A 20,622-nucleotide genomic window follows, 5' to 3' on the forward strand; every position below is an offset into this window, starting at 1 on the left:
GCTTTCCGTACCCGGAAAAAATTTCCCCGTTGGGTGTGATCATGAGAAGAATAAGTGTGGCCGCGGTGCTCGCGGTGCTGCTCGGCCTCGCCGGTGTGGCGGTGACGACCGCGGCCAGTGCCGCCGACACCCTGCTGTCACAGGGGAAGCCCGCCACCGCCTCGTCGCAGGAGGGCGCCGACGTCAGCGCGGACAAGGCGTTCGACGGCAACGCCGGGACCCGGTGGTCCAGCCAGTTCGCCGACCCGCAGTGGATCCGCGTCGACCTCGGGTCCACCGCCACCATCAGCCAGGTCGTCCTGCAATGGGAGGGCGCGTACGCCAAGGCGTACCAGATTCAGACCTCGGCCGACGGCAATGCCTGGACGACCGTGCACACCCAGAGCAATGGTGCCGGAGGCACCGAGACGATCAATGTGACCGGCACCGGCCGCTACGTGCGGCTCCACGGCACCGCGCGCAGCAGCGGCTACGGCTACTCGCTGTACGAGTTCAAGGTCTACGGCTCGATCGGCTCGGTGACGCCCGGCAACTGCACGGAAAACGTGGCCAAGGGCAAACCGGCGACCGCGTCCACCTCCGAGGGAGGCGACACCGGCCCGGAGAAAGCAGTCGACGGCAACCCGGGGACCCGCTGGTCGAGCCGGTTCGCCGACCCCCAGTGGTTGCGCGTCGATCTGGGCGCCGGCACGTCCATCTGCCGGGTGGTCCTGCGGTGGGAGGGCGCGTACGGCAAGGCGTACCAGATCCAGACCTCGGCCGACGGCAATGCCTGGACCACCCTGCACACCCAGGCCAACGGTGCCGGAGGCACCGAGACGATAAATGTCAGCGGGACCGGGCGTTATGTCCGTCTCTACGGCACCGCGCGCAGCAGCGGCTACGGCTACTCGCTGTGGGAGTTCGAAGTGCTGGGCGGCTCGGCGCCGACCACGCCGCCCACCGAGCCGACACCGGACCCGACCGACGTCCCGGGCAACTTCACCACGATCTGGACGGACACCTTCGACGGAGCGGCGAACACCTCGCCGAGCGCCGCGAACTGGCTCAAGCGGACCGGCACCCAGTACCCCGGCGGCGCCGCGAACTGGGGCACCGGCTCGGTCGAGACCGCCTCCGACTCGACCGCCAACGTCTACCTCGACGGCAGCGGCAAACTGAACATCCGGGCGATCCGCGACGGCGCCGGCAAGTGGACCTCCGGCCGGATCGAGACGCAGCGCACCGACTTCGCCCCGGCGCGCGGTGAACAGCTCAAGTTCACCGCCGTGCTGAAGCAGCCGGACGTCGCGAACGCCGCCGGTTACTGGCCGGGCTTCCGCGCGACCGGCGCCGCCTACCGCGGCAACTTCACCAACTGGCCGGGCGTCGGCGAGACCGACATCATGACGAACGCCAACGGGCGCAACCAGCTGTCCCAGACGCTGCACTGCGGCACTGCGCCGGGCGGGCCGTGCAACGAGTACGACGGCCGGTCCTCCGGTTTCGCCTCGTGCACCGGCTGCCAGACCGGCTTCCACGAGTACACGCAGGTGATCGACCGGACCAAGACCGACGAGGAGATCCGCTTCTACCTCGACGGGCGGCAGACCTGGGTCGTGCGGGAGTCGCAGGTCGGCGTCGCCGCGTGGGAGGCGGCCGTGCACCACGGCTTCTACCTGCGTTTCGACCTGGCGATCGGCGGTTCGCTGCCGAACGCGATCGCCGGTTTCACCACGCCGACCGCGGACACCACGTCGGGCGGGGTGCTCAGCATCGACTCGGTGACGGTTGCGAAGGCGACGGGCAGCACGGCGCCGGCCATGACCGACCCGCCGGTGCCGGCCGGGCCGAGCGTCGTCAAGGTCACCGGCAGCCAGGGCAACTGGCAGCTCACGGTCAACGGAAGCCCGTGGGAGGTCAAGGGCATGACCTACGGGCCGCCGCAGGCCGCCGCAGACGGGTACATGCGCGACCTGAAGAACATGGGCGTCAACACGATCCGCATCTGGGGACCGGACGCGGCCACGCCGTCGCTGCTGGACACCGCCGCCCGGCACGGCATCAAGGTGATCGTCGGGCTGTGGCTCAACCACGGCGCCGACTACGTGAACGACAGCGCCTACAAGACCGCGGTGAAGGCCGAGATCGTGGCCAAGGTGAACGAGCTCAAGAACCGATCGGGGGTGCTTCTCTGGGACGTCGGTAACGAGGTCATCCTGGAGATGCAGAACTACGGGCTCTCCGCCGAGGTCGTCGAGGCGCGCCGGGTGGCGTACGCGAAGTTCGTCAACGAGATCGCCGAAGCGATCCACGCCGCTGACGCCAACCACCCGGTCACCTCGACGGACGCGTACACCCACGCCTGGACCTACTACAAGCCGCACGCCCCGGCACTCGACCTGCTCGCGGTCAACTCGTACGGGGCGATCGACACGGTCAAGCGGGACTGGATCGCCGGCGGCTACACCAAGCCGTACATCCTCACCGAGGGCGGGCCGGCCGGTGAGTGGGAGGTGCCCAACGACGTCAACGGGGTCCCGAACGAGCCCACCGACCTGCAGAAGAAGGCCGGGTACACGTACAGCTGGAACGCGATCAAGGGGCATCCGGGTGTCGCGCTCGGCGCCACCGAGTTCCACTACGGCCTGGAGAACGACTTCGGCGGGGTGTGGCTCAACACCACCACCGGGGGGTGGCGGCGCCTCGGCTATCACGCGATGCGGCAGGCCTACACCGGGCAGGTCGCGCCGAACACGCCGCCGGAGATCACCGCGATGACGGTGGGTAACCAGACCGCCGTGCCGGCGGGCGGCACCTTCACCGTGTCGGCCACCGCCACCGACCCGCAGGGCGACTTGATCCGCTACAACCTGATGGCGAGCGACAAGCACATCACGGCCAACCGGGGCCTGCGCCACCTGAGCTTCACCCAGACCGGCAACGGCCAATTCACCGTACGCGCGCCGGAGGCCCTCGGGGTCTGGAAGATCTATGTGTACGCCTACGACGGCCACGGCAACGTCGGCATCGAACAGCGCTCGTTCAAGGTCGTCCCGCCGACCCTGCCCGGCACCAACCTGGCCCGCGGCAAGACCGTGACCGCGTCGTCGTACCAGCCGACCGGCACCAACGGCCCGCAGCTGCCGTCCTACACGGTGGACGGCGACTACGGCACCCGGTGGGCCAGCGAGTGGGTCGACACCGCCTGGGTGCAGGTCGACCTCGGCTCGGTCCAGTCCTTCAACACCGTCCAACTGGCCTGGGAGGCGGCGTACGCGACCGCGTACACCGTGCAGACCTCGAACGACGGCTCGAACTGGACCACGCTGCACTCGACGACCACCGGCAACGGCGGCTTCGACCAGCTGAACGTCTCCGGCTCCGGCCGCTACGTCCGGGTCAACGGCACCAGCCGCGCCACGTCGTACGGATATTCGCTCTACGAGCTCGGCGTCTACCGCAGCTGATCCGCCCGGGGGCGTGACCCCCGATCGAGGGAATCTGACCAGCGCGGTCGCTTGCCGCGCTGGTCAGAGCCGTGGTGGGAGTGCTTCCGACGTTCGGCGGGCTTGCCGGGGCCGATGGCGGGGACAGAATTGCGGCGATGGCCACTCACGCCCTGCACGGCAATGCCTACGCAGCGGAACCGCACGCCCTGACGCCTGAGCAGAAACTCGAGGTGGCGATCGGCTATCTGGAGAGCGGGGCGCCGGGGGAGGCGCGCCGGCGGATCCGGGCGCTGGTGACCGAGGACCGGTACGGGTCCGCCGAAGTCGCCTACCACTGGGTGCTCGCCCTGCTCAGCGGGCGCACCCTGACCAGCCTCGGCGGCGGTGACGTGGCCCGGCTCGAGCACGCGTTCGCGATGGCCGAACGGCATGCCGGCGGGCGGTGGTGGCGATGCGTCGACACGATCCGGGCCCTGGTGAACGCGCTGCTCGTCGTCGGGCCGGACGGTCAGCCGGATCCGCGGGGGCTGGGTGCGGCGCTGCGCGCGTACGCCTCGCTGCCCGACGTCGACCGGTTCGCCATCGAACGGCACCTGAGTCTCGCCCTGTCCGGGGTGGTGCGGGACCATGTCGAGGATCTGAACGCGGAGCACGTACGCATCAGCCGGGGTGAACCGGGCCGGCTGGCGCGCGTACCGAAATTCTTCGAACCTGATCCGGCGGAGCCGGTCGTCAAGACCGCCCGGCCGGCGCCCGCGCAGCCCACCGTGCTTCCCCTGGCGGGCGGCGGCCTGCTCAGCGTGGCCGGCCTCGCGCTGCTGGCGCTGGCCGCGGCCGAGACCCACATCGTGGCCGGCGTGGCGGTGTTCGTGCTGGTGGCCGGCGGCGGCTACGCGATCGTCCGGCAGGGCGTGGATCGGGCGTTCCGGCGTAGCCGGCAGGCGGCCGAGGAGGCCGAGTTCAGTCACGGAACGCGGGCCGGATTCCTGCGCCCGGCCGGCGACACCATGCGCGCCGGCTTCGCCGACGCCACCAACGCGATGATCGACACGGTCTTCGGCGTCTATCAACCGCGCGAGCAGCATCTGCGCGAGGCGTTCTGGCAGGACACGCGCGGGCTGCGCAAGGCGCTGCACGGTGACTTGATCGATCTGTACGGGGTACGCGGCGTCCGCGCCGGAGCGGTGCGCTGGCTCGTGCACCACCATGCCGACGACATCGCCTGCCGCTGGCGGGAAGGCACCCTCGACGACTTCCGCCGCCCGCACCGGCCGCCCACCCCGATCGCCGGGATCGTGGCCCTGGCCGCCGCCGCGATCGTGCTGCTGTGGGCCATGAGCGTTCTGACCCTCTACGCGCTGGCGCTCGCGGCGCCGCTGCTCTGGTTCGGCACCCGGCTGGTGCTCCGGGGCGGCCTGGCGCTCTTCGGCGAGCGGCGGCGGATCGCCCTCGACTCTCTCGAGTTCCAGCGGCGCTGGGCCGGGGAGTGCGCTGCCTGGCAGCGCTGGGTGGACTGGCTCGCCGACCGGCCGACCGACGCCGAGATGGGTCGGTGGCTCAGCCTCGACCTGGCACTGTGGAAGCGCGAGGTGATGAGCGAGTACCGGCTCACCAACCGCGACATCCTCACCCACCTGACGCTGACCGAGGCGGCGCCGCGCGGCCGGCACGCCCGGTATGTGGGCGGTCCGTACCGGCATTCGGCGTACACCGTCCTGCTGTTCCTGCTCACTGAAGGTGGGGTGCGGCAGGTACAGGCCCGGCTCGACTTCGCGACCGGCACATTCTCCGCCATCCGGCGGACCACGTTCCGGTACAGCGCGATCGGCTCGGTGCGGGTCACCGAGGTGGGCCGCGGCCGGCAGGCCTTCCAGCTCGGCCTGATCAGCAACCAGACGATCGAGGTGCTGCTCGACGACTTCGCGGGGGAGCCGCTCGAGCAGTTCGGGGAGGATGCGGAACAGCTCGCCGAGCTCGCCTCGGACGCGGCCGGCGTGACCAGCGCGCTGCGGGTGCTGGAGGCGGTGGCCGCGGACGGGCGGGACTGGATCGCCCTGGAACGGCAGCGCCTTTATCGGCGCATGCCCCGCCAGCAGCGGATGCCCACGGCGCAGCTGCCCCGATAGGTCAATACTCGCCGGTGGTGTCGGTGTGTGCGGGGACCAGGCTGAGGAACGCCTGCAGGGCGCGGCTCGGCGGGATCGCGGACGGCCGGGCGAGCGCGAGCGTCCACGGCGTCGCCGGTGGATCAAGCTCGATGGGTACGACTCTCGCGCCGGCCTCGGCCCGCAAAGGTGGGACCAGGGCGACTCCCAGACCGGCTTCGACGTACCGGGGAATGGTTGTCAGGTCGGTGGCCTCGACCACGACGGTCCTGGTCAGGCCGGCCCGGCGGAAGTCGTTGTCCGAGCGGATCCGGTTGCAGTAGCCGGTCGGCAGGTCGATGAACAGCTCGCCGGCCAGGTCGCCCGGGCTGACCTGCTTCTCGGTGGCGAGGGGGTGGTCGTCCGGAACGAGCAGGCGCGGCTGGAACGTGGCGATCGGCGTGAGGTCGACGCCGTCCACGTGCAGGGTGTCGACGCCGACGAAGGCCACGTCGAGCTGGTGCGAGCGCAGCTTGTCGAGCAGGCCGGAACTGCCCTCGGCGGCCACGGTCATGTGCAGGCGCACGCCGGGGTGCTTCTTGCGGAAGCCGCCGACCAGGGTGGGCAGGTCGACGACGGCGAGACCGGCCAGCGTGCCGACCCGGAGACTGCCGCGCAGCCCCAGGCCGGCGCCCTCGACGGCGGCGCGCGCCGAGTCCAGCGACTCCAGCGCGTTCTTCGCCTCCGGCAGCAGTGCCCGGCCGGCGGCGGTCAGCGTGACGTGGGTGGTGCTGCGGTCGAAGAGCGGGGTGCCCAGGTCACGCTCCAGCGCCCGGATGCTGGCGGAGACCGTGGACTGTACGGCGTGGGTGCGCTTCGCTGCCCGGGTGAAGTTGAGCTCCTCGGCGACGGCGATGAAGAACTCCAGTTGGCGCTGCTCCATGCGGCCACTCTATCGCTCGGGGCGATGGCGGCTATCAAGAGCATTCGTTGGACACGATGACTGGGGCGCGGGAGGGTGCTTGTCATGAACATTCTTCTGACCGGCGCGACCGGTTACATCGGATCCGCAGTCCGCTCGGCACTCGCTGGGGCGGGGCACACGGTTACCGCGCTGGTGCGTACGTCCTCGGCCGCCGACCGCATCGCCGGCGCCGGTGTGGAGCCGGTGATCGGTGACATGCGCGACGCCGTGCTGGTCCGGCGGCTTGCCGAGAAGAGCGACGCGGTCGTGCACGCGGCCAGCCCCGGTGACGAGAGCAGCGCCGATGCGGAGAACGCGTTTGCTGACGCGGTGCTGTCCGGGCTGGACGGGACCTTCATCCGCACCGGCGGTGTCTGGGTGCACGGGTCCGGTGACGCGATCACCGAGGAGACCCCGCGGTCGGCGCCGCCGATCGTCGCATGGCGGGAAAGTGTGGACCGGCGAGTCCTTGCGGCAACGGGCATCCGTGCGGTGCTCATCGAGCCGGGTGTCGTATACGGCCATGGTGGCGGCATTCCACGGCTGGTGACCGGCGCTGCTCGGTCCGCTTCGGGGCTCAGCCTGATCGGTGACGGTAGCCAGCACTGGGCGACCGTGCACGTCGACGACCTGGCACGGCTCTATGTGGCTGCCCTCGAGCGGGCCGGTCATGGCGAGACGTTCCTGGGTGTCAGCGGTGACAACCCGACGACCCGCTCGCTGGGCGAGGCTGCTGCTTACCGCCTCGGGCTGGGCGGCCGCGTCGTGCCCGAGGACCCGGCAGACACGGTTGCCCGGCTCGGCGAGTTCGGCCGGGCGCTGCTGCTCTCCCAGCAGACCGACGGCGGGAAGGCCCGGCGCGTATTGGGCTGGCAGCCCACCCACCGAACCCTGGCCGAGGAGATCGCCGCCGGCGCCTACGACCCGGCCTGACCCCCCGCCTTGCCCTGCCGGCGCCCGCCCTCGCCGCCGCAGCCCCGGTCGACAGCTGAGCGGACTGGCTGACCACCAGCGCTGCTTCCGCAGCCGGCAGGCAGCACTGCCCGTCAGCCGAGCAACCCCGGCTGACGCTGGGCGTTGCATGCAGGGCCGGGAGGCAGCGCTGGCCGTCAGCCGAGCAACCCCGGCTGACGGTGGGTGTTGCGTGCGGGCCGGGAGGCAGCGCTGGCCGTCAGCCGAGCAACCGCGGCTGACGGTGGGTGTTGCGTGCGGGGCCGGGAGGCAGCGCTGGCCGTCAGCTGAGCAACCGCGGCTGACGGTGGGTGTTGCGTGCGGGCCGGGAGGCAGCGTTGGCCGTCAGCCGAGCAGTCCGGCTGACGGTGGTTGTTGCTTGCTGGGCGGGACGGAGGCGGGCCGGGTCTCGTCGGGGGTCGGGGGTCGGGCGTCTGAGAGCCCGCCTTCGGCGCCGCCTGGCGGGGCCAGGGTACGGCGGCCGGTGACGTATGAGTTTCCGGACGCCGGCACACCCGTGGCGGGTGTAGGTACACCCGCCACGGGTGTGGCCGTTACCCGGGAGGTCTCCCGCTGCAGAGCGCCGGCACCGCGCGCGGTGTTCTGCCAGCGGTGCGGGTTCGGCTGGATCGAAAAGGGAGGGCTGGTGCGCGCCTGCACCGCGACCCGGCCGGCCATCCGGCACATCTCGCGCTCGAGGCGAGCGGCGGACGGCCGCCGACCCCGGACCGGCGGCGAGACCCCGACGCCGAAAGCCCTCTAGCGGTCAGCCGAACCACGCGGCTGGCGACCAGCGCTGCTTCGGGAGCTGCGAAGCAGCCCTGGGTGACAGCTGGGCTGCGACCCACAACGAGGCCAGGTGGTAAGGGGTGGGTGACAGCTGGGGAGTGGGGTGGGTGACAGTCGGGAGGGGGATGATCGGCGGGCAGGAGTGACGGCTGGGCGCAGGGGTGTGGCGGGGTTGCATAATGGCCGCGTGGCCGCCAATGTCATCGATGACCTTGAAGCTGAACAGCTGCGCCTGGAGTCGGTGCTGAGTCGGCTCGTGCCGGCTGACTGGCTTGCGCCGTCCGCAGCCGCCGGCTGGACGATTGCCGACGTCGCGCTGCATCTGGCGCAGACCGATGAGGCGGTGGCAGCCACCGTGCACGGCGACGGGAACGCGATCGAGTGGCAGCGTCTCGGCAGCACCGTGGACGAGGCGATGGCAGCGCTGGTCGCCGCCGACCGGACCGATCCGGCGGTGGTCTTCGACCGGTGGCGGGCCGCCCGCCGGGCCTGTGTGGAGGCGCTGCGGGCCGCCGACCCGGGCCAGCCGGTGCGCTGGGTGACCAACTGGATCAAGCCGCGCACCCTGGCCACCACCCGGCTGGCCGAGCATTGGGCGCACGCGCTGGACATCGCCACGCCGCTCGGCATCGACTATCCGGACACGATGCGCCTGCGGCACATCGCCTGGCTGGGGCACAGCACTCTCCCGTACGCATTCCGGCTCACCGGCCTGCCCACCGTGCCGGTGTTCTGTGATCTGACCGCGCCGGACGGCTCGTCCTGGCAGTTCGGCGACCCGGCCGCGGAGAACGTGATCGCCGGTGACGCCGGCGCTTTCTGCCGGGTCGGCGCCCAGCGCCTGGACCCGGAGGCGTCCGGTCTGCAGACCAAGGGACCGTACGCGGCGGAAGCCCTCCGGGTGCTGCGCAACTACGCTGCGGTGTGATGGATCCGTGGGGTGACGACGCGCGCTGGTATCCGGACATCGTCGAGGCGGGCGACGCCTCGGAGGCTTGGCGGGCGGAGTTCGAGCGGCAGGGCGTGACGTTCGACGTTCAGCCCGACGGCGACCTGAGCCGGCATCGCCGTGCCGGCGTTTCCAGTGGTGAGTTGCGGGCGGACCTGACGGCCCGCCGCGGGCAGCGCCAGTTCTACCTGGCACTGCGCACCGGCCGGTTCACGGCGCTGCAGGGGTTCGCTCCGGATCTGGCGGTGGCTGCGCAGGCGGCGCGGATGTGGCTCGCCGGGACCCGGCCGGGCGAGGTCGCGGCGGCTTTCCCGTTCCTCGGTTCGGTGGCGCTGGCCGAGGCCCGTGAGCGCGGCGACCGGGCGGAGTCGCGCTGGCTCTGGCTGTACGAGAATCACTGCGACGACCCGATCGGCGCCAAGCTGCGGGCGTTCGTCGCGCTGGCGTTCCACGAGCCGAGGCTGCGACAACCGCAGCCGTTCACCAGCCATTTCACGCTGGGCTTCGGCCGGGACCATCCGGTGGTCACCCCGGCGTCCACTGCGGATCGGTTCGTCGTTCGCACCCGGGACGGCCACGTGCACGAGGAGACCGACGCGCCCGGCGCGCTCCGGCTGGTGCTGGCCGACCTGCCGCCAACATGACATCATTGTTGTCATGAATGACAAGGGCGCAGCGCTGTACGAAGTCCTCCGCCAAGTCCGCCCCCTGGTGCTCAACTCGGCCCGGGCGGTCGAGGCGTCCCTGCGCCCGGAGCGGCTGACCGTCGGCATGCGCGCCGTCCTCGAGGTGCTCGCCGAGCACGGCCCGGCCCCGGTGCCGGCCGTCGCCGAGCGGCTCGATCTGGCCCGCCAGGGTGTCCAGCGGCACGTCAACGACCTGATCGATCTGGGTCACGTCGTCGCGAAGGAGAACCCGGCACACCGCCGCTCGGTGCTGATCACGCTGACTCCGGCCGGCGCCGAGTTGTTCGACCGCATCCGCGAGGACGAGCTCAAGACCCTGGCCGGCCTGGCCGCCGACTGCACCCCGGCGGAGATCGCCGCGGCGCTGAAGGTGCTGACCGCGCTCAACCGGGACGTCCGCCGGAGGACCGCATGATCTACGAGCTGACCACCGCCAACCGCCTGATGATCGCGGACTTCCTGGAATCCCTCGACGACGACCAGTGGGCGACCGAAACCCTGTGCGAGGGCTGGACCGTGCACCACATGGCCGCCCACTTCGTCCAGCCGATGCTGGTCGGCTTCGGGCGTTTCTTCCTGGCCGCGCTGCGGTATCGCGGCGACACCGACCGGACCGTCGACCACTTCACCCGGAAGCTGGCCCGGCGACCCCGCGACGAGCTGGTCACACTGCTGCGGGAACACGCCGCCGACCACGTGGACCCGCCGCGGGTCGGGCCGATGGGCCCGTTCGCCGAGACCTGCCTGCACCTGCGCGACATCGCCCGCCCACTCGGACTGGCCGCCGACGTACCGGCCGAGCACTGGCGCATCCTGTTGGACTACCTGACCTCGCCGCGGGTGGCGCCCGCTCTGGTCGCCCCGGGCCGCCTCGACGGGCTCCGCCTCACCGCCACCGACGCCGACTGGAGCAGCGGCGCCGGCGCCGAGGTGGCGGGCCCGATCGAGGCGATCGGCATGGCGATCACCGGCCGGGCAGTGGCCGTCAAGGACCTGCACGGCCCGGGCGCCGGCCGGTTAGCGCCATCACCGACAGCAGCTCGTAGAGGGCATGCGCCGCCGCGATCCCGGTGATCTCCGCGTGGTCGTACGCGGGGGACACCTCGACCACATCCGCGCCGACCAGGTTCAGTGCGGCGAAGCTGCGCAGGATGGTCAGCAGCTCCCGACTGGTCAGGCCGCCCGCCTCCGGGGTGCCGGTGCCGGGGGCGAACGCCGGGTCGAGCACGTCGATGTCGAGCGACACGTAGACCGGCCGCTGTTCGACCCGCTGATGGATCCGCTCGATGACGCCGCGGGCGCCGATGTCGTCCATCTCGTGGCTGTGCACGATCTGGAAGCCGAGCGCGGCGTCGTCGGCCAGGTCGGTCGAGGCGTACAGCGGGCCGCGGATGCCGACGTGCATCGACCCGGTCCGGTCGATCAGGCCCTCCTCGGACGCGCGGCGGAACGGGGTGCCGTGCACGTAGTCGGCGCCGAAGTAGCTGTCCCAGGTGTCCAGGTGCGCGTCGAAGTGCACCACGGCGATCGGGCCGCCGTGGCGTTCGGCCATCGCCCGCAGCAGCGGCAGTGCGATGGTGTGGTCGCCGCCGATCGTGACCAGGCGGGGCGCCCGCTCCAGGACGGAGCGGGCGCCGTGGTGGACCTGCTGTACAGCCGTGCCGATGTCGAACGGGTTCACCGCGAGGTCGCCGGCGTCGGCCACCTGCAGGGCAGCGAACGGCGACACGTCGGCGGCCGGGTTGTACGGGCGCAGCAGCCGCGACGACTCCCGGACGTGGGCCGGCCCGAACCGCGCGCCCGGCCGGTAGCTCACGCCCGCGTCGAACGGCACCCCGATCACCGCCACATCCAGGTCGGACACCTCGTCGGCGCGGGGCAGCCGGGCGAACGTGGCCGGCCCGGCGAACCGCGGCACCACGGTGGCGTCGATCTGACCGATCCGGCCGTTCTCGGTGATCCGTGGGTCGTTCATCGGCGGGCGACCCGGTGCACCGAGGCTCCGGCGTCGTCCACGACCTCCGGGGCGACACCGTCCGTGGCCGGCACCCCGCGGGGTCCGTCCGGTCCGAAGACGTAGCGGGGCTCGGGTACGGCGTACAGAAGAAGAAGGTAGGCCGCGGCAGCGAGGACCAGCGTGACCGGCAGGCTGATGTCCACGCCGCCCGCGCTGTTGCGGAACGGGCCCTCGATCAGCGGCGGATAGTTCGCGAACATCAGGCCCACGATCGCCGCCGGGATCCAGGCGGCCATGCCGCGCCAGTTGACGCCGGCGGTGAACCAATACCGGCCGCCGGTCCGTCCCTGGTTGAAGACCTGCAGGTCAGCCGGGTCGTAGTGGCCACGCCGGACGATGTACCCGATGGTCATGATGATCATCCACGGGGTGGTGCAGATGACGATCGCGCCGATGAACGCGTTCACGCTGTCGATCAGGTCGAAGGCGAGCCGGCCGACCAGGATGAAGACGAACGCGAGGACGCCGATGAACAGCGACGCCTGCACCCGGCTCAGCCGCGGGAAGACCGAGGAGAAGTCGAGGCCGGTGCCGTAGAGCGAGGTCACGCCGGTGGACATGCCGCCCAGGAAGGCGATCACCACGAGCAGGACCGTGTACCAGGCGGGGGAGACCTGCACGAGCGCGAAGATGTAGTCCTGTTCGCCGGAGACCAGGGTGGCGGTGCCGACGCCGAACAGGAACGGCACCAGGGTGGCGAGCTGGGCGAAGAAGGTCGCGCCCAGCAGCCGGGGTACGGGTGTGTCCGCCGGGATGTAGCGCGACCAGTCGCCGAGGAACGCGCCGAAGGAGATCGGGTTGCCCATCACGATCAGGGCGGAGAGCACGAACGTGGGCCAGAAGGAGCCGAGCGCGTACGCCTCCGGGCCGGGGTCGTAGCCGAAGTCGAACATCCCTGCGAAGGCGACGACGCCGAGGAGCATCAGTGCGGTGTTGGCGACGACGACGATCTTGTTGACGGCGAGCATGAGCTGGTAGCCGTACACGACCACGACGATGACCAGCGCGCCGAGCACCGCGTAGATGATGCCGCGGACCAGGTCGTTGTCCGGCATGCCGAACAGCCGGGTGAGCGCGCCGGCGACCGCGTCACCGCTGACCCACACCGAGATCGAGTAGAAGGCGATGGCGGTCAGCAGCGACAGGAACGAGCCGACCACCCGGCCGCGCACGCCGAAGTGCGCGCCGGATGAGACCGCGTTGTTGGTGCCGGTCTTCGGCCCGAACAGGCCCATCGGCATCAGGATGAGAGCACCGACCAGCAGGCCGGTCACCGTCGCCGCGACCGCCTGCCACAGCGAAAGACCGAGGAGTACGGGGAACGTGCCCAGGATGATCGTGGCGAAGGTGTTCGCCCCGCCGAACTGGATGCGGAACAGGTCACGGGGCCGGGACGTCCGGTCCTCGTCGCGGATCGTGTCGATGCCGTAGGTCTCTATCACAAAGGTCTTCGGGGTTTCGCTCACTGTCGACCGTCCTCGATACGGGGTTGAGCAGAAGCTAGACCCGAGTTGCCTCACAGGCAACACTTGTTGCTAAGAAGTTCGAAGGAGGAAACAATGCGCATCGTCGACCTGTCCATTCCGGTCGGCCCGGGCACGCAGGTCTACCCCGGCGACCCGGAAGTCCGTTTCACCCGGCACGCGACGGTCGACCGCGAGGGCTACAACCTGCTCCACGTCGAGTTCGGCTCGCAGACCGGCACCCACGTCGACGCGCCCTACCACTTCCGCGACGACGCACCGCGCATCGACGAACTCGACCTCAGCCTGTTCACCGGCCCCGGCGCGCTGATCGACGTCCGCGGAGCCGGGGCACGCGGGCGCATCACCTGGGAGCGCATCAGCGCGGCGGCGCCTCGCCTGGAGCCGGGCACGATCGCCCTGATCTGTACGGGGTGGTCAGCGCATTACGGCACCCCGGCCTACTACGACCACCCGTTCCTGGACGCCGACGCCTGCCGTCGCCTGCTCGACCGGGGGATCCGAACGTTCTGCATCGACGCGGTCAACCTCGACGAGACGCCCGACAGCGCCCATCCCGGCGAGGGCTACCCGGTGCACCACCTGATCGCCGAGGCGGGCGGAGTCATCGGCGAGAACTTCCGCAACCTGGAACTCGTCGACTTCCCGAACCCGCTGGTCTCCTGCCTGCCCATCGCCCTCTCCGGCGCTGACGGCGCACCGGTCCGGGCGGTCGCCATCGACCTACGGTGAGACGTTCCAGGCGGCCGGGATGATCACCCAGATCGCCTCGGCGGTGCGCTCCGCATCCGGGTTGACCCAGCTGTGCGGCTCCCGGCCGGAGAAGGTCAGCGAGTCGCCGGCCCCGAGCCGGACCGTGTGCTGGCTGAACAACACGTCCAGCTCCCCGTCGAGCACGTGCAGCACCTCGAGCTCGCAGTTCAGCGTGTACAGCTCGGCGCCGCCGGTGCCGCCCGGCTCGACCACCGACCGCACCACCTGCACCCGGGACTGCCCGCGCGGGGTGAGCAGCCGCTCGTCCGAGCCGTCCCCGGCCAGCTGGATCCGGGCCGCGTCACCGGCCCGGATCAGGTCGAACTCCGGCGCCTCGAACAGCGCGCCGACCGGCAGTGACAGCACCTCGCAGATGGTCACCAGCGTGGCCACGCTCGGGGACGTCTCGTCGCGCTCGATGCGGCTGACGAAACCCTTGCTGACCTCCGCGCTCGCCGCGACCTGGTCGATGGTGAGCCCCTGCCGCAGCCGGGCGGCCCGCAGCCGCGCGCCGATCTGCACCTTGCCGCTGGTCGGGGAGATCGGAAGTGGTTTCACGCCTGAACGATAATCTTCGCCCGTGATCGATGACTTCGCGACCTGGCTTCCCCTGCTCAAACTCATCCGGCTCGACCCCGGCGGCCACGCGGCCGGGCAGATCAGCCGTGGCTCCTGGAGCGTGCCGGTGCCGAAGCCGCAATGGGTTCCCGGCCGGGCCGCCCAGGTGTCCGACATGCAGGAGGAGTGGGATGCGGTCGGCCGGGTGCGGGACGCGCTGATCGCCGATGGCCGGGAGGGCCTCTCGTTCGTCGTGGAGGCGCAGGCGCCCGGACGCCGGGTGCTGCACCTGATCGACAACGGTCCTGCCGTGGAGACCGGGCTCGGGCCGTACCCGGGCTCGCTCGTCCTGGTCGACGGTGCCGTGCCGGAGCCGTGGCGGCGCCTGCCGGAGCCGGCGCCCACGGCGACCCCCGCGCCGTCAGCGGATCCGGGCCGGTTGGAGCGGACGCTGCGCGATCGGATCCCCGGCGCCATCGGGGCGACCGAGGCGGAGATCGCCGCGGCCGAGGCGCGTCTCGGTGTCGCAATGCCGGAGGAACTCAAGGCGCTCTACCGGGTGACCCGTGGGCAGTGGAAGGACTGGGGAGACGACTACGAGGCGGCGGAGCGGGCGTCGGACGCGGTCGGTTGCGAGCTGTTCCCGCTCGAAGAGGTGTACATCGCTGACGCGGCGTCCCGGCCGAGCCTCTGGCAGTTCGCTGCGACCGAGGCGGTGGTCACCCCGCCCGGCGCCGCGGTGCAGGGCCTCGTCGGCTCACCCGGCTGGATCGCCTTCGGCGACAACGGCGGCGGTGACCGGCTCGCCATCGATCTGACCCCGGGACCGGGCGGCCACATCGGCCAGATCATCATGATCGACCACGAGCAGAACATCAGGGCCGCACTGCTCGCCGAGTCGCTCACCGACATGGTGCTCAACGGGCGCCAGTCGTGGCGGTCCGAACGCACCGACGAGCCGCCGGTCGTGGCCCGGATCAACATCCGCAGTCTGCCGAGCATCGAGGCGGCCGTGGACCCGCGCCTGGAGGTGCTGGGCATCGGCGTCTGGCAGGGCGAGCCGCTGAGTCTCGTACCGGTGATGGGTCTGACTCGGCTGCGCACTTTGACCGCCTACCCGGGCACCCTGGCCGACCCGCTGGAGATCGGCCGGTTGACCGGCCTGGAATTCCTGCGGCTCGGGCCGCGGGAATGGCGGACCCTGCTGGACGCCGGCGCCCTGCCGCCGGGCCTGCTGGCCGCCGGCATCGAGGTGCCGGGCAGCCCGAACCCGCTGTCCATCGTGGAACTGGCCAACGAGATCCTCGGCCGCTTCGGCCGTCCACCGATCACCCGAACCGTCCTGGAGGGCTCGTTGCCCTGACATCGGCTTTCCGGTCCATGGTGGCGGTAGGCCGGCGAAGGTAGCTTGCGGTGTACATCAACATCACGCCGAGCGACGGGGGCTAACGTGCAGGCGAGGGCGAACGTGTATGAGGAAGCACTCCGCAGCATCAGCGAGGCGGCGCAGGCCTACGGCGTCGAGGACGACTCGGTGGTCCGCTACCGGTCCCGGATGCGCGAGTGCGGCCCGCTCGGGTACGCGGAGGGCGGCATGGCGTCCATCCTGGTGCGGACCGCGCAGGACCACCGCGCCGACTGCAGCCGGGCGGTCTGCCGAACCTGTGACGGGCTGAAAGCGGCGCTCACCGTCGCGCTGGCCGGCTGCCGCGAGCTGGTCGACATGGAGCTCGCCGAGATGGTCGGCCGGCGGCGGCCACGCCGGCCACGACTGTGGCACCGGTTCGCCGGGAACGGCAGGTGATCGCGGTGCCGGCCGAGGACACGCTGCCGCTGCGGACCAGCGCCATGGCGGAACACTTCGATGTCCCCGAGCCGGCCGTCGACCGGTACGCCCGGATCTTCGACGGGCTCCCGGCCCGGGAACAACGTCAGGTGCAGGTGATCGCCTTCCACGCCGCGGTCGTCAACCTGGCCGCCCGGCACACCGGCTGCCCGGCGGCCGAGTGCCCGACCTGCGACGACGTCCGGGAGGCCCTGGCCATCGCGATGGCGGTGGTCCGGACCGACATCACACCGAGCCTCAGCGCTTCCCGACAGCGGTAGGACGCACCACGAAGATCACCCGGTCGGGCGCGTCCTTCGGCGCGTCGGTGCCGAACGGCGCGTTGTACCGGTTGGCCAGCTCCATGTAGAACGCGCCGGTCGGGTCCGGCTCGATGCGCTCCACAACCCCGCGCACCTCGATGTAGCGGTACGGATTCTCCGGGTCGATGATCGAGATCGCGACGGCCGGGTTCGCCTGGATGTTCTTGAACTTGCGCCGGAAGTTCGTGTGGGTGAAGCGGATGACCTCACCGTCCCAGGCGTACCACATCGGATTGACCTGCGGGCTGCCGTCCTCCCGAACCGTGGCCAGGTCGGCGAAGAGCGGCCGCTCCAGCAGGTCACGAAGATCGTCCGGGATGATGGCGTTCGCAGTCGTCATGACAGCGACCCTATGCGATCACCATCCGAACTCGTACACCGTGGTCGACTCGTAGGTCTGGCCGGGGCGCAGCTCCGTGGTGGGGAACTGCGGGTGGTTGGGGGAGTCCGGGAAGTGCTGGGTCTCCAGGGCGAGGCCGTCGCCCTGGCGGTACAGGTGGCCGCTGGCTCCGGCGAACGTGCCGGTCAGGAAGTTGCCGGAGTAGAACTGCATACCGGGCTCGGTGGTGTGCACGGTCAGGCTTCGGCCGGTGCCGGGCTCGGCGACGTGGGCGACGACCCGCAGGCCGGCTTCCGGGTTGTTGAGCACCCAGTTGTGGTCGTATCCGCTGCCGTAGCGCAGCTGGGTGTGGTCCTCGCGGATGCGCTCGCCGATCGCGGTGGGAGTACGGAAGTCCAGCGGCGTGCCGTCCACCGGGGCGATCTCGCCGGTCGGGATGAGAGTGGCGTCGACCGGCGTGAAAGCGTCGGCGTCGATGCGCAGCACGTGGTCGTACACGTTGCCGGAGCCGTCACCGGCCAGGTTGAAGTAGCTGTGGTTGGTCAGGTTGACCACGGTCGCCGTGTCGGTGGTGGCCCGGTAGTCGATCCGCAGGCCGTTGTCGGCGGTGAGGCGGTAGGTGACCGTCACCCACAGCGTGCCCGGGAAGCCCTGGTCGCCGTCGGGGCTGACGTGGTGGAGCACCAGCGCGCCGTCGTCGGTGACCGTGGCCTCCCAGATCCGCTGGTCGAAGCCGGGCGTGCCGCCGTGCAGGCTGTTCGGACCGTCGTTGACCGGCACCTGGACCGCCAGCCCGTCGATGGTGAACTGTCCCTTGGCGATCCGGTTGCCGTACCGGCCGATGATCGCCCCGAAGTACGGGCCGGGGTTGTCCAGGTAGCCCTGGATCGAGGCGAAGCCGAGCGCCACGTTCGCGGTGTTGCCGCCCCGGTCCGGCACCTCGATCGACTGCACGATCCCGCCGTAGGTGAGGACGCTGACCCGCAGGCCGCTGCCGTTGCTGAGGGTGTACCGGTCGACCGCGCCGGCCGGGGTGGAACCCCACGCCTCCTGAGCGACGGAAACGGCATCCAGCGACATGACCGACATCAACTCCCGACTTGATCGTTACGGTGCGTGGCGGGAAGCATACCGGCTCACCGATGTCCGATCAGCCGGCTGCCCGCCTGACGAGATCGGCGATCCGCTTCTCGTCCGCAGCGGTCAGTTCGGTGATCGCGAAAGCGCTCGGCCACATGGTTCCCTCGTCGAGGTTCGCGATCTCCTCGAAGCCCAGCGTGGAATACCGCGTCTTGAACTTCGCCGCCGACTGGAAGAAGCACAGGACCTTGCCGTTCTTCGCATACGCCGGCATCCCGTAGTAGAGCTTCGGCGTCAACTCGGGTGCGCTGGCCCTGATGATGGCGTGGACCCGTTCCGCCAGGGCACGATCGGCCTCCGGCAACTCGCCGATCTTCGCTAGCACGGCGGCCTCGGGATCGGCCTTGCTCTTGCCGCGACGGGCCGCCTTCACCTCGGCGGCACGCTCCTTCATCGCGGCCTTCTCCTCGTCACTGAACGCCGCGGGTGTCTTCTCAGCCATGCGCTCCATGCTAGGAAGCCGGGCCGGAGCTGCGCTTCTTGAAAGCTGATCAGAGTGCAGTCGCCTTGCCGATCACCGCGTTCGCCAGGAGGCGGTCGGCGAACGGCAGGCCCGCCCCGCGCAGCACGGTGCGGCGCAGCCAGCGCTGGGCGGGCGTGCGCGGGACGAACCAGCGGGTGCCGCGACGGGCCCGGTCCTGGGTTGCGGTCACGAGAGGGCGCAGCGTCTGCTCGTACCCCAGAAAAGCCGCATCGATCGATGCGCGGCTGGTCAGCTCGCGCGCCAGCACGCTCGCGCCGGCCACCGCGAGCGAGGCGCCCTGCCCGGCCAGGAGCGAGACGGCGTACGCGGAATCGCCCAGCAGAACCACCCGGCTGCTGCTCCAGGCCGGGACGATCGCCTGCGCGACCTGGTCGTAGTAGACCTCGCCGGACGGCGGGCAGGCGGCCAGCGCCCGCGGCGCGATCCAGCCCAGGTCACCGTATTCGTCGCGCAGCGCCGCACGGACGTCGGCGGGACGCGTGGGGTCGTCGGCCGGATGCACCGCGAAAACCGCCACCCGCCCGTCGCGCAAGCCGTAGAACCCGAGCGTGTGGTGCAGCGTGTCGGTCATGCAGAACCGGCCGGCGACCTCGGCGTGCGCGACGGGATCGTCGAACGTGTACGCCGCCGTGTGGAAACCGAGGTAGTGGACGTGATCGCGTTCCGGGCCGAAGGTCAGGGCGCGGGTCGCCGAGTGGATGCCGTCGCAGCCGGCCAGCAGGTCGGCGGTGAGGGTCTCGCCGTTGTCCAGCGTGACGGTGACGCCGTCCGCCCGGTTGTCGATCGCCGTGAGTCTGCGGCCGTAACGGACGTCGACATCGCTGATCAGGGCCTGCTCCAGATCGGGGCGCATGATGCTGACGACACGGCCGCCGGCGGCGCGGGCGAACTCGGAGTATTTCAGGCCGGCGCGGCGGCGGCCGGTGTCATCGCAGTAGGCGAGCTCGTCGACCCGGTAGCCGAGCTGCTGGATGCGGGGCAGCACGCCCATCGCCTCGGCGGCGTCGTAACCTGGACCGAAGAAGTCGATCATGTAGCCGCTGGGGTGCGGGCCGGGGGAGCGCTCGATCACGACGACCTCGACGCCGGCCGTGTCGAGCTGCCGGGCCAGGGCCAGACCGGCGATGCCGGCGCCGCAGACGATCGCTCTCATCGGGACCGGACCAGGCGGCGCAGGACGGTGGTGGTGTCGCCGCGCTCCGGGCCGAGCAGCGCGCGGTGCAGCATCACGCCGTCCACAGCGGCGGCGACCACGGCCGCGGTGGTCTCCGGGCCGGGCACGCCGTGGGCGGCGAGCCGGTCGGCCAGGTCGCGGCGGAAGTCGCGGATCACCTCGGCAAGCTGCTGCCGGAGTTGCTCGTCCCGGGTGGCCGCCAGGTACGCCTCGACCAGCAGCACCGAGGCCGGGTCGGTGCCGGTGTGCGGGTCGAGCGCCCGGAACAGCCGATCCACCGCGTCGGCGGCGCTGCGGGTGCCGGCCAACAGTGGCGTGACCTGCGCGGTGAGGGCGCGGGCGGTGTCCAGGGCGGCCTCGGTGAGCAGGGCCTGGACCGAGCGGAAGTGGTAGTGGACCAGGCCGGGCGCCACGCCGGCGCGCTCGGCCACCACCCGGGTGGTGGTGGCAGTCCACCCGCGCTCGACTATCAGCTCGGATGCGGCGCGCAGCATGCGCTCCCGCACTTCACGGCCTCGTTCGGTCGCGGTCACCATGTGGTCGCCTCCCTGGTCGATCGTCCAGGCCAATCGTATTGGGCAATCGACCAAACTCCAAACCCAGCTGACGGCCAGGGCTGCTTCGGCGGCCGGGAGGCAGCGCTGAGCGTCAGCTGGCGAACCTCGGCTGA

20 protein-coding genes are annotated in these 20,622 nt (G+C 71.0%); 11 read left to right on the forward strand and 9 right to left on the reverse strand.

The window, feature by feature from the left end:
* Window positions 1–41 precede the first annotated feature (41 nt).
* Together OHA21_RS06710 and OHA21_RS06715 are read left to right on the forward strand one after the other, a co-directional pair.
* Entirely contained in the window at window positions 42–3,449 is a 3,408-nt protein-coding gene (locus tag OHA21_RS06710) for a discoidin domain-containing protein (RefSeq protein ID WP_328471242.1), read from the forward strand.
* A gap of 137 nt (window positions 3,450–3,586) precedes the next feature.
* A complete protein-coding gene (locus OHA21_RS06715) occupies window positions 3,587–5,557 on the forward strand; it encodes a hypothetical protein (RefSeq protein WP_328471244.1) in 1,971 nt (656 codons plus the stop codon).
* 1 nt (window position 5,558) lies between these two features.
* Here the strand turns inward: OHA21_RS06715 and OHA21_RS06720 are convergent, their stop codons facing one another.
* On the reverse strand, window positions 5,559–6,458 hold the full coding sequence (locus OHA21_RS06720; RefSeq protein ID WP_328471246.1) for a LysR family transcriptional regulator: 900 nt from the start codon (window positions 6,456–6,458) through the stop codon (window positions 5,559–5,561).
* An 84-nt stretch (window positions 6,459–6,542) separates the two neighbouring features.
* Between OHA21_RS06720 and OHA21_RS06725 the strand changes: the two genes are divergently transcribed.
* The 5 genes from OHA21_RS06725 to OHA21_RS06745 all read left to right on the forward strand — a co-directional run bounded on the left by OHA21_RS06725 (window position 6,543) and on the right by OHA21_RS06745 (window position 10,928).
* Window positions 6,543–7,412: an NAD-dependent epimerase/dehydratase family protein gene (locus tag OHA21_RS06725; RefSeq protein WP_328471248.1), complete on the forward strand. Its 870-nt coding sequence runs from the start codon at window positions 6,543–6,545 to the stop codon at window positions 7,410–7,412.
* 994 nt (window positions 7,413–8,406) lie between these two features.
* Window positions 8,407–9,147 carry a maleylpyruvate isomerase family mycothiol-dependent enzyme gene (locus tag OHA21_RS06730; protein ID WP_328471250.1) on the forward strand — a complete coding sequence of 247 codons (741 nt, stop codon included), beginning with the start codon at window positions 8,407–8,409 and terminating at the stop codon, window positions 9,145–9,147.
* Window positions 9,147–9,812: a DUF6193 family natural product biosynthesis protein gene (locus OHA21_RS06735; RefSeq protein ID WP_328471252.1), complete on the forward strand. Its 666-nt coding sequence runs from the start codon at window positions 9,147–9,149 to the stop codon at window positions 9,810–9,812. Before OHA21_RS06730 ends, OHA21_RS06735 begins: the two co-directional genes overlap by 1 nt.
* Window positions 9,813–9,825: 13 nt before the next feature.
* A complete protein-coding gene (locus OHA21_RS06740) occupies window positions 9,826–10,269 on the forward strand; it encodes a MarR family winged helix-turn-helix transcriptional regulator (protein WP_328471254.1) in 444 nt (147 codons plus the stop codon).
* On the forward strand, window positions 10,266–10,928 hold the full coding sequence (locus OHA21_RS06745; protein WP_328471256.1) for a maleylpyruvate isomerase family mycothiol-dependent enzyme: 663 nt from the start codon (window positions 10,266–10,268) through the stop codon (window positions 10,926–10,928). Before OHA21_RS06740 ends, OHA21_RS06745 begins: the two co-directional genes overlap by 4 nt.
* Here the strand turns inward: OHA21_RS06745 and speB are convergent.
* A complete protein-coding gene (speB, locus tag OHA21_RS06750; protein ID WP_328471258.1) occupies window positions 10,840–11,829 on the reverse strand; it encodes an agmatinase in 990 nt (329 codons plus the stop codon). The genes OHA21_RS06745 and speB overlap by 89 nt on opposite strands.
* Window positions 11,826–13,337: a purine-cytosine permease family protein gene (locus OHA21_RS06755; RefSeq protein WP_328471260.1), complete on the reverse strand. Its 1,512-nt coding sequence runs from the start codon at window positions 13,335–13,337 to the stop codon at window positions 11,826–11,828. The genes speB and OHA21_RS06755 overlap by 4 nt, the downstream gene beginning before the upstream one ends.
* A 93-nt stretch (window positions 13,338–13,430) precedes the next feature.
* Here OHA21_RS06755 and OHA21_RS06760 point away from each other — a divergent pair, with 93 nt between their 5' ends.
* Window positions 13,431–14,087: a cyclase family protein gene (locus tag OHA21_RS06760; RefSeq protein WP_328471262.1), complete on the forward strand. Its 657-nt coding sequence runs from the start codon at window positions 13,431–13,433 to the stop codon at window positions 14,085–14,087.
* On the opposite strand, the gene OHA21_RS06765 is transcribed toward OHA21_RS06760, so the two are convergent.
* Entirely contained in the window at window positions 14,079–14,666 is a 588-nt protein-coding gene (locus OHA21_RS06765) for a helix-turn-helix domain-containing protein (RefSeq protein ID WP_328471264.1), read from the reverse strand. The genes OHA21_RS06760 and OHA21_RS06765 overlap by 9 nt on opposite strands.
* A gap of 22 nt (window positions 14,667–14,688) precedes the next feature.
* Between OHA21_RS06765 and OHA21_RS06770 the strand changes: the two genes are divergently transcribed.
* From OHA21_RS06770 to OHA21_RS06780, 3 genes are all read left to right on the forward strand, one after another.
* Window positions 14,689–16,029 carry an SMI1/KNR4 family protein gene (locus OHA21_RS06770; RefSeq protein WP_328471266.1) on the forward strand — a complete coding sequence of 447 codons (1,341 nt, stop codon included), beginning with the start codon at window positions 14,689–14,691 and terminating at the stop codon, window positions 16,027–16,029.
* A 105-nt stretch (window positions 16,030–16,134) separates the two neighbouring features.
* The gene (locus OHA21_RS06775) at window positions 16,135–16,470 is read left to right on the forward strand and encodes a hypothetical protein (RefSeq protein ID WP_328471268.1); all 336 of its coding nucleotides are present in this window, start codon (window positions 16,135–16,137) and stop codon (window positions 16,468–16,470) included.
* Entirely contained in the window at window positions 16,467–16,772 is a 306-nt protein-coding gene (locus OHA21_RS06780) for a hypothetical protein (protein ID WP_328471270.1), read from the forward strand. Before OHA21_RS06775 ends, OHA21_RS06780 begins: the two co-directional genes overlap by 4 nt.
* Here OHA21_RS06780 and OHA21_RS06785 read toward each other — a convergent pair.
* The 5 genes from OHA21_RS06785 to OHA21_RS06805 all read right to left on the reverse strand — a co-directional run bounded on the left by OHA21_RS06785 (window position 16,750) and on the right by OHA21_RS06805 (window position 20,488).
* Window positions 16,750–17,154, reverse strand: coding sequence for a PPOX class F420-dependent oxidoreductase (locus tag OHA21_RS06785; RefSeq protein WP_328471272.1), 405 nt, complete (start codon window positions 17,152–17,154; stop codon window positions 16,750–16,752). The genes OHA21_RS06780 and OHA21_RS06785 overlap by 23 nt on opposite strands.
* Before the next feature lie 18 nt (window positions 17,155–17,172).
* A complete protein-coding gene (locus tag OHA21_RS06790) occupies window positions 17,173–18,234 on the reverse strand; it encodes an aldose epimerase family protein (protein WP_328471274.1) in 1,062 nt (353 codons plus the stop codon).
* Between the two features lie 70 nt (window positions 18,235–18,304).
* On the reverse strand, window positions 18,305–18,736 hold the full coding sequence (locus tag OHA21_RS06795; RefSeq protein WP_328471276.1) for an iron chaperone: 432 nt from the start codon (window positions 18,734–18,736) through the stop codon (window positions 18,305–18,307).
* 49 nt (window positions 18,737–18,785) lie between these two features.
* Window positions 18,786–19,931, reverse strand: a complete 1,146-nt coding sequence (locus OHA21_RS06800; RefSeq protein ID WP_328471278.1) for an FAD-dependent oxidoreductase — start codon at window positions 19,929–19,931, stop codon at window positions 18,786–18,788.
* Window positions 19,928–20,488 (reverse strand): TetR/AcrR family transcriptional regulator, encoded by a 561-nt coding sequence (locus tag OHA21_RS06805; RefSeq protein ID WP_328471280.1) that lies wholly within the window; start codon window positions 20,486–20,488, stop codon window positions 19,928–19,930. The genes OHA21_RS06800 and OHA21_RS06805 overlap by 4 nt, the downstream gene beginning before the upstream one ends.
* Window positions 20,489–20,622 lie beyond the last annotated feature (134 nt).

Origin of the sequence: Actinoplanes sp. NBC_00393 (assembly GCF_036053395.1) — a bacterium.
GTDB lineage: Bacteria > Actinomycetota > Actinomycetes > Mycobacteriales > Micromonosporaceae > Actinoplanes.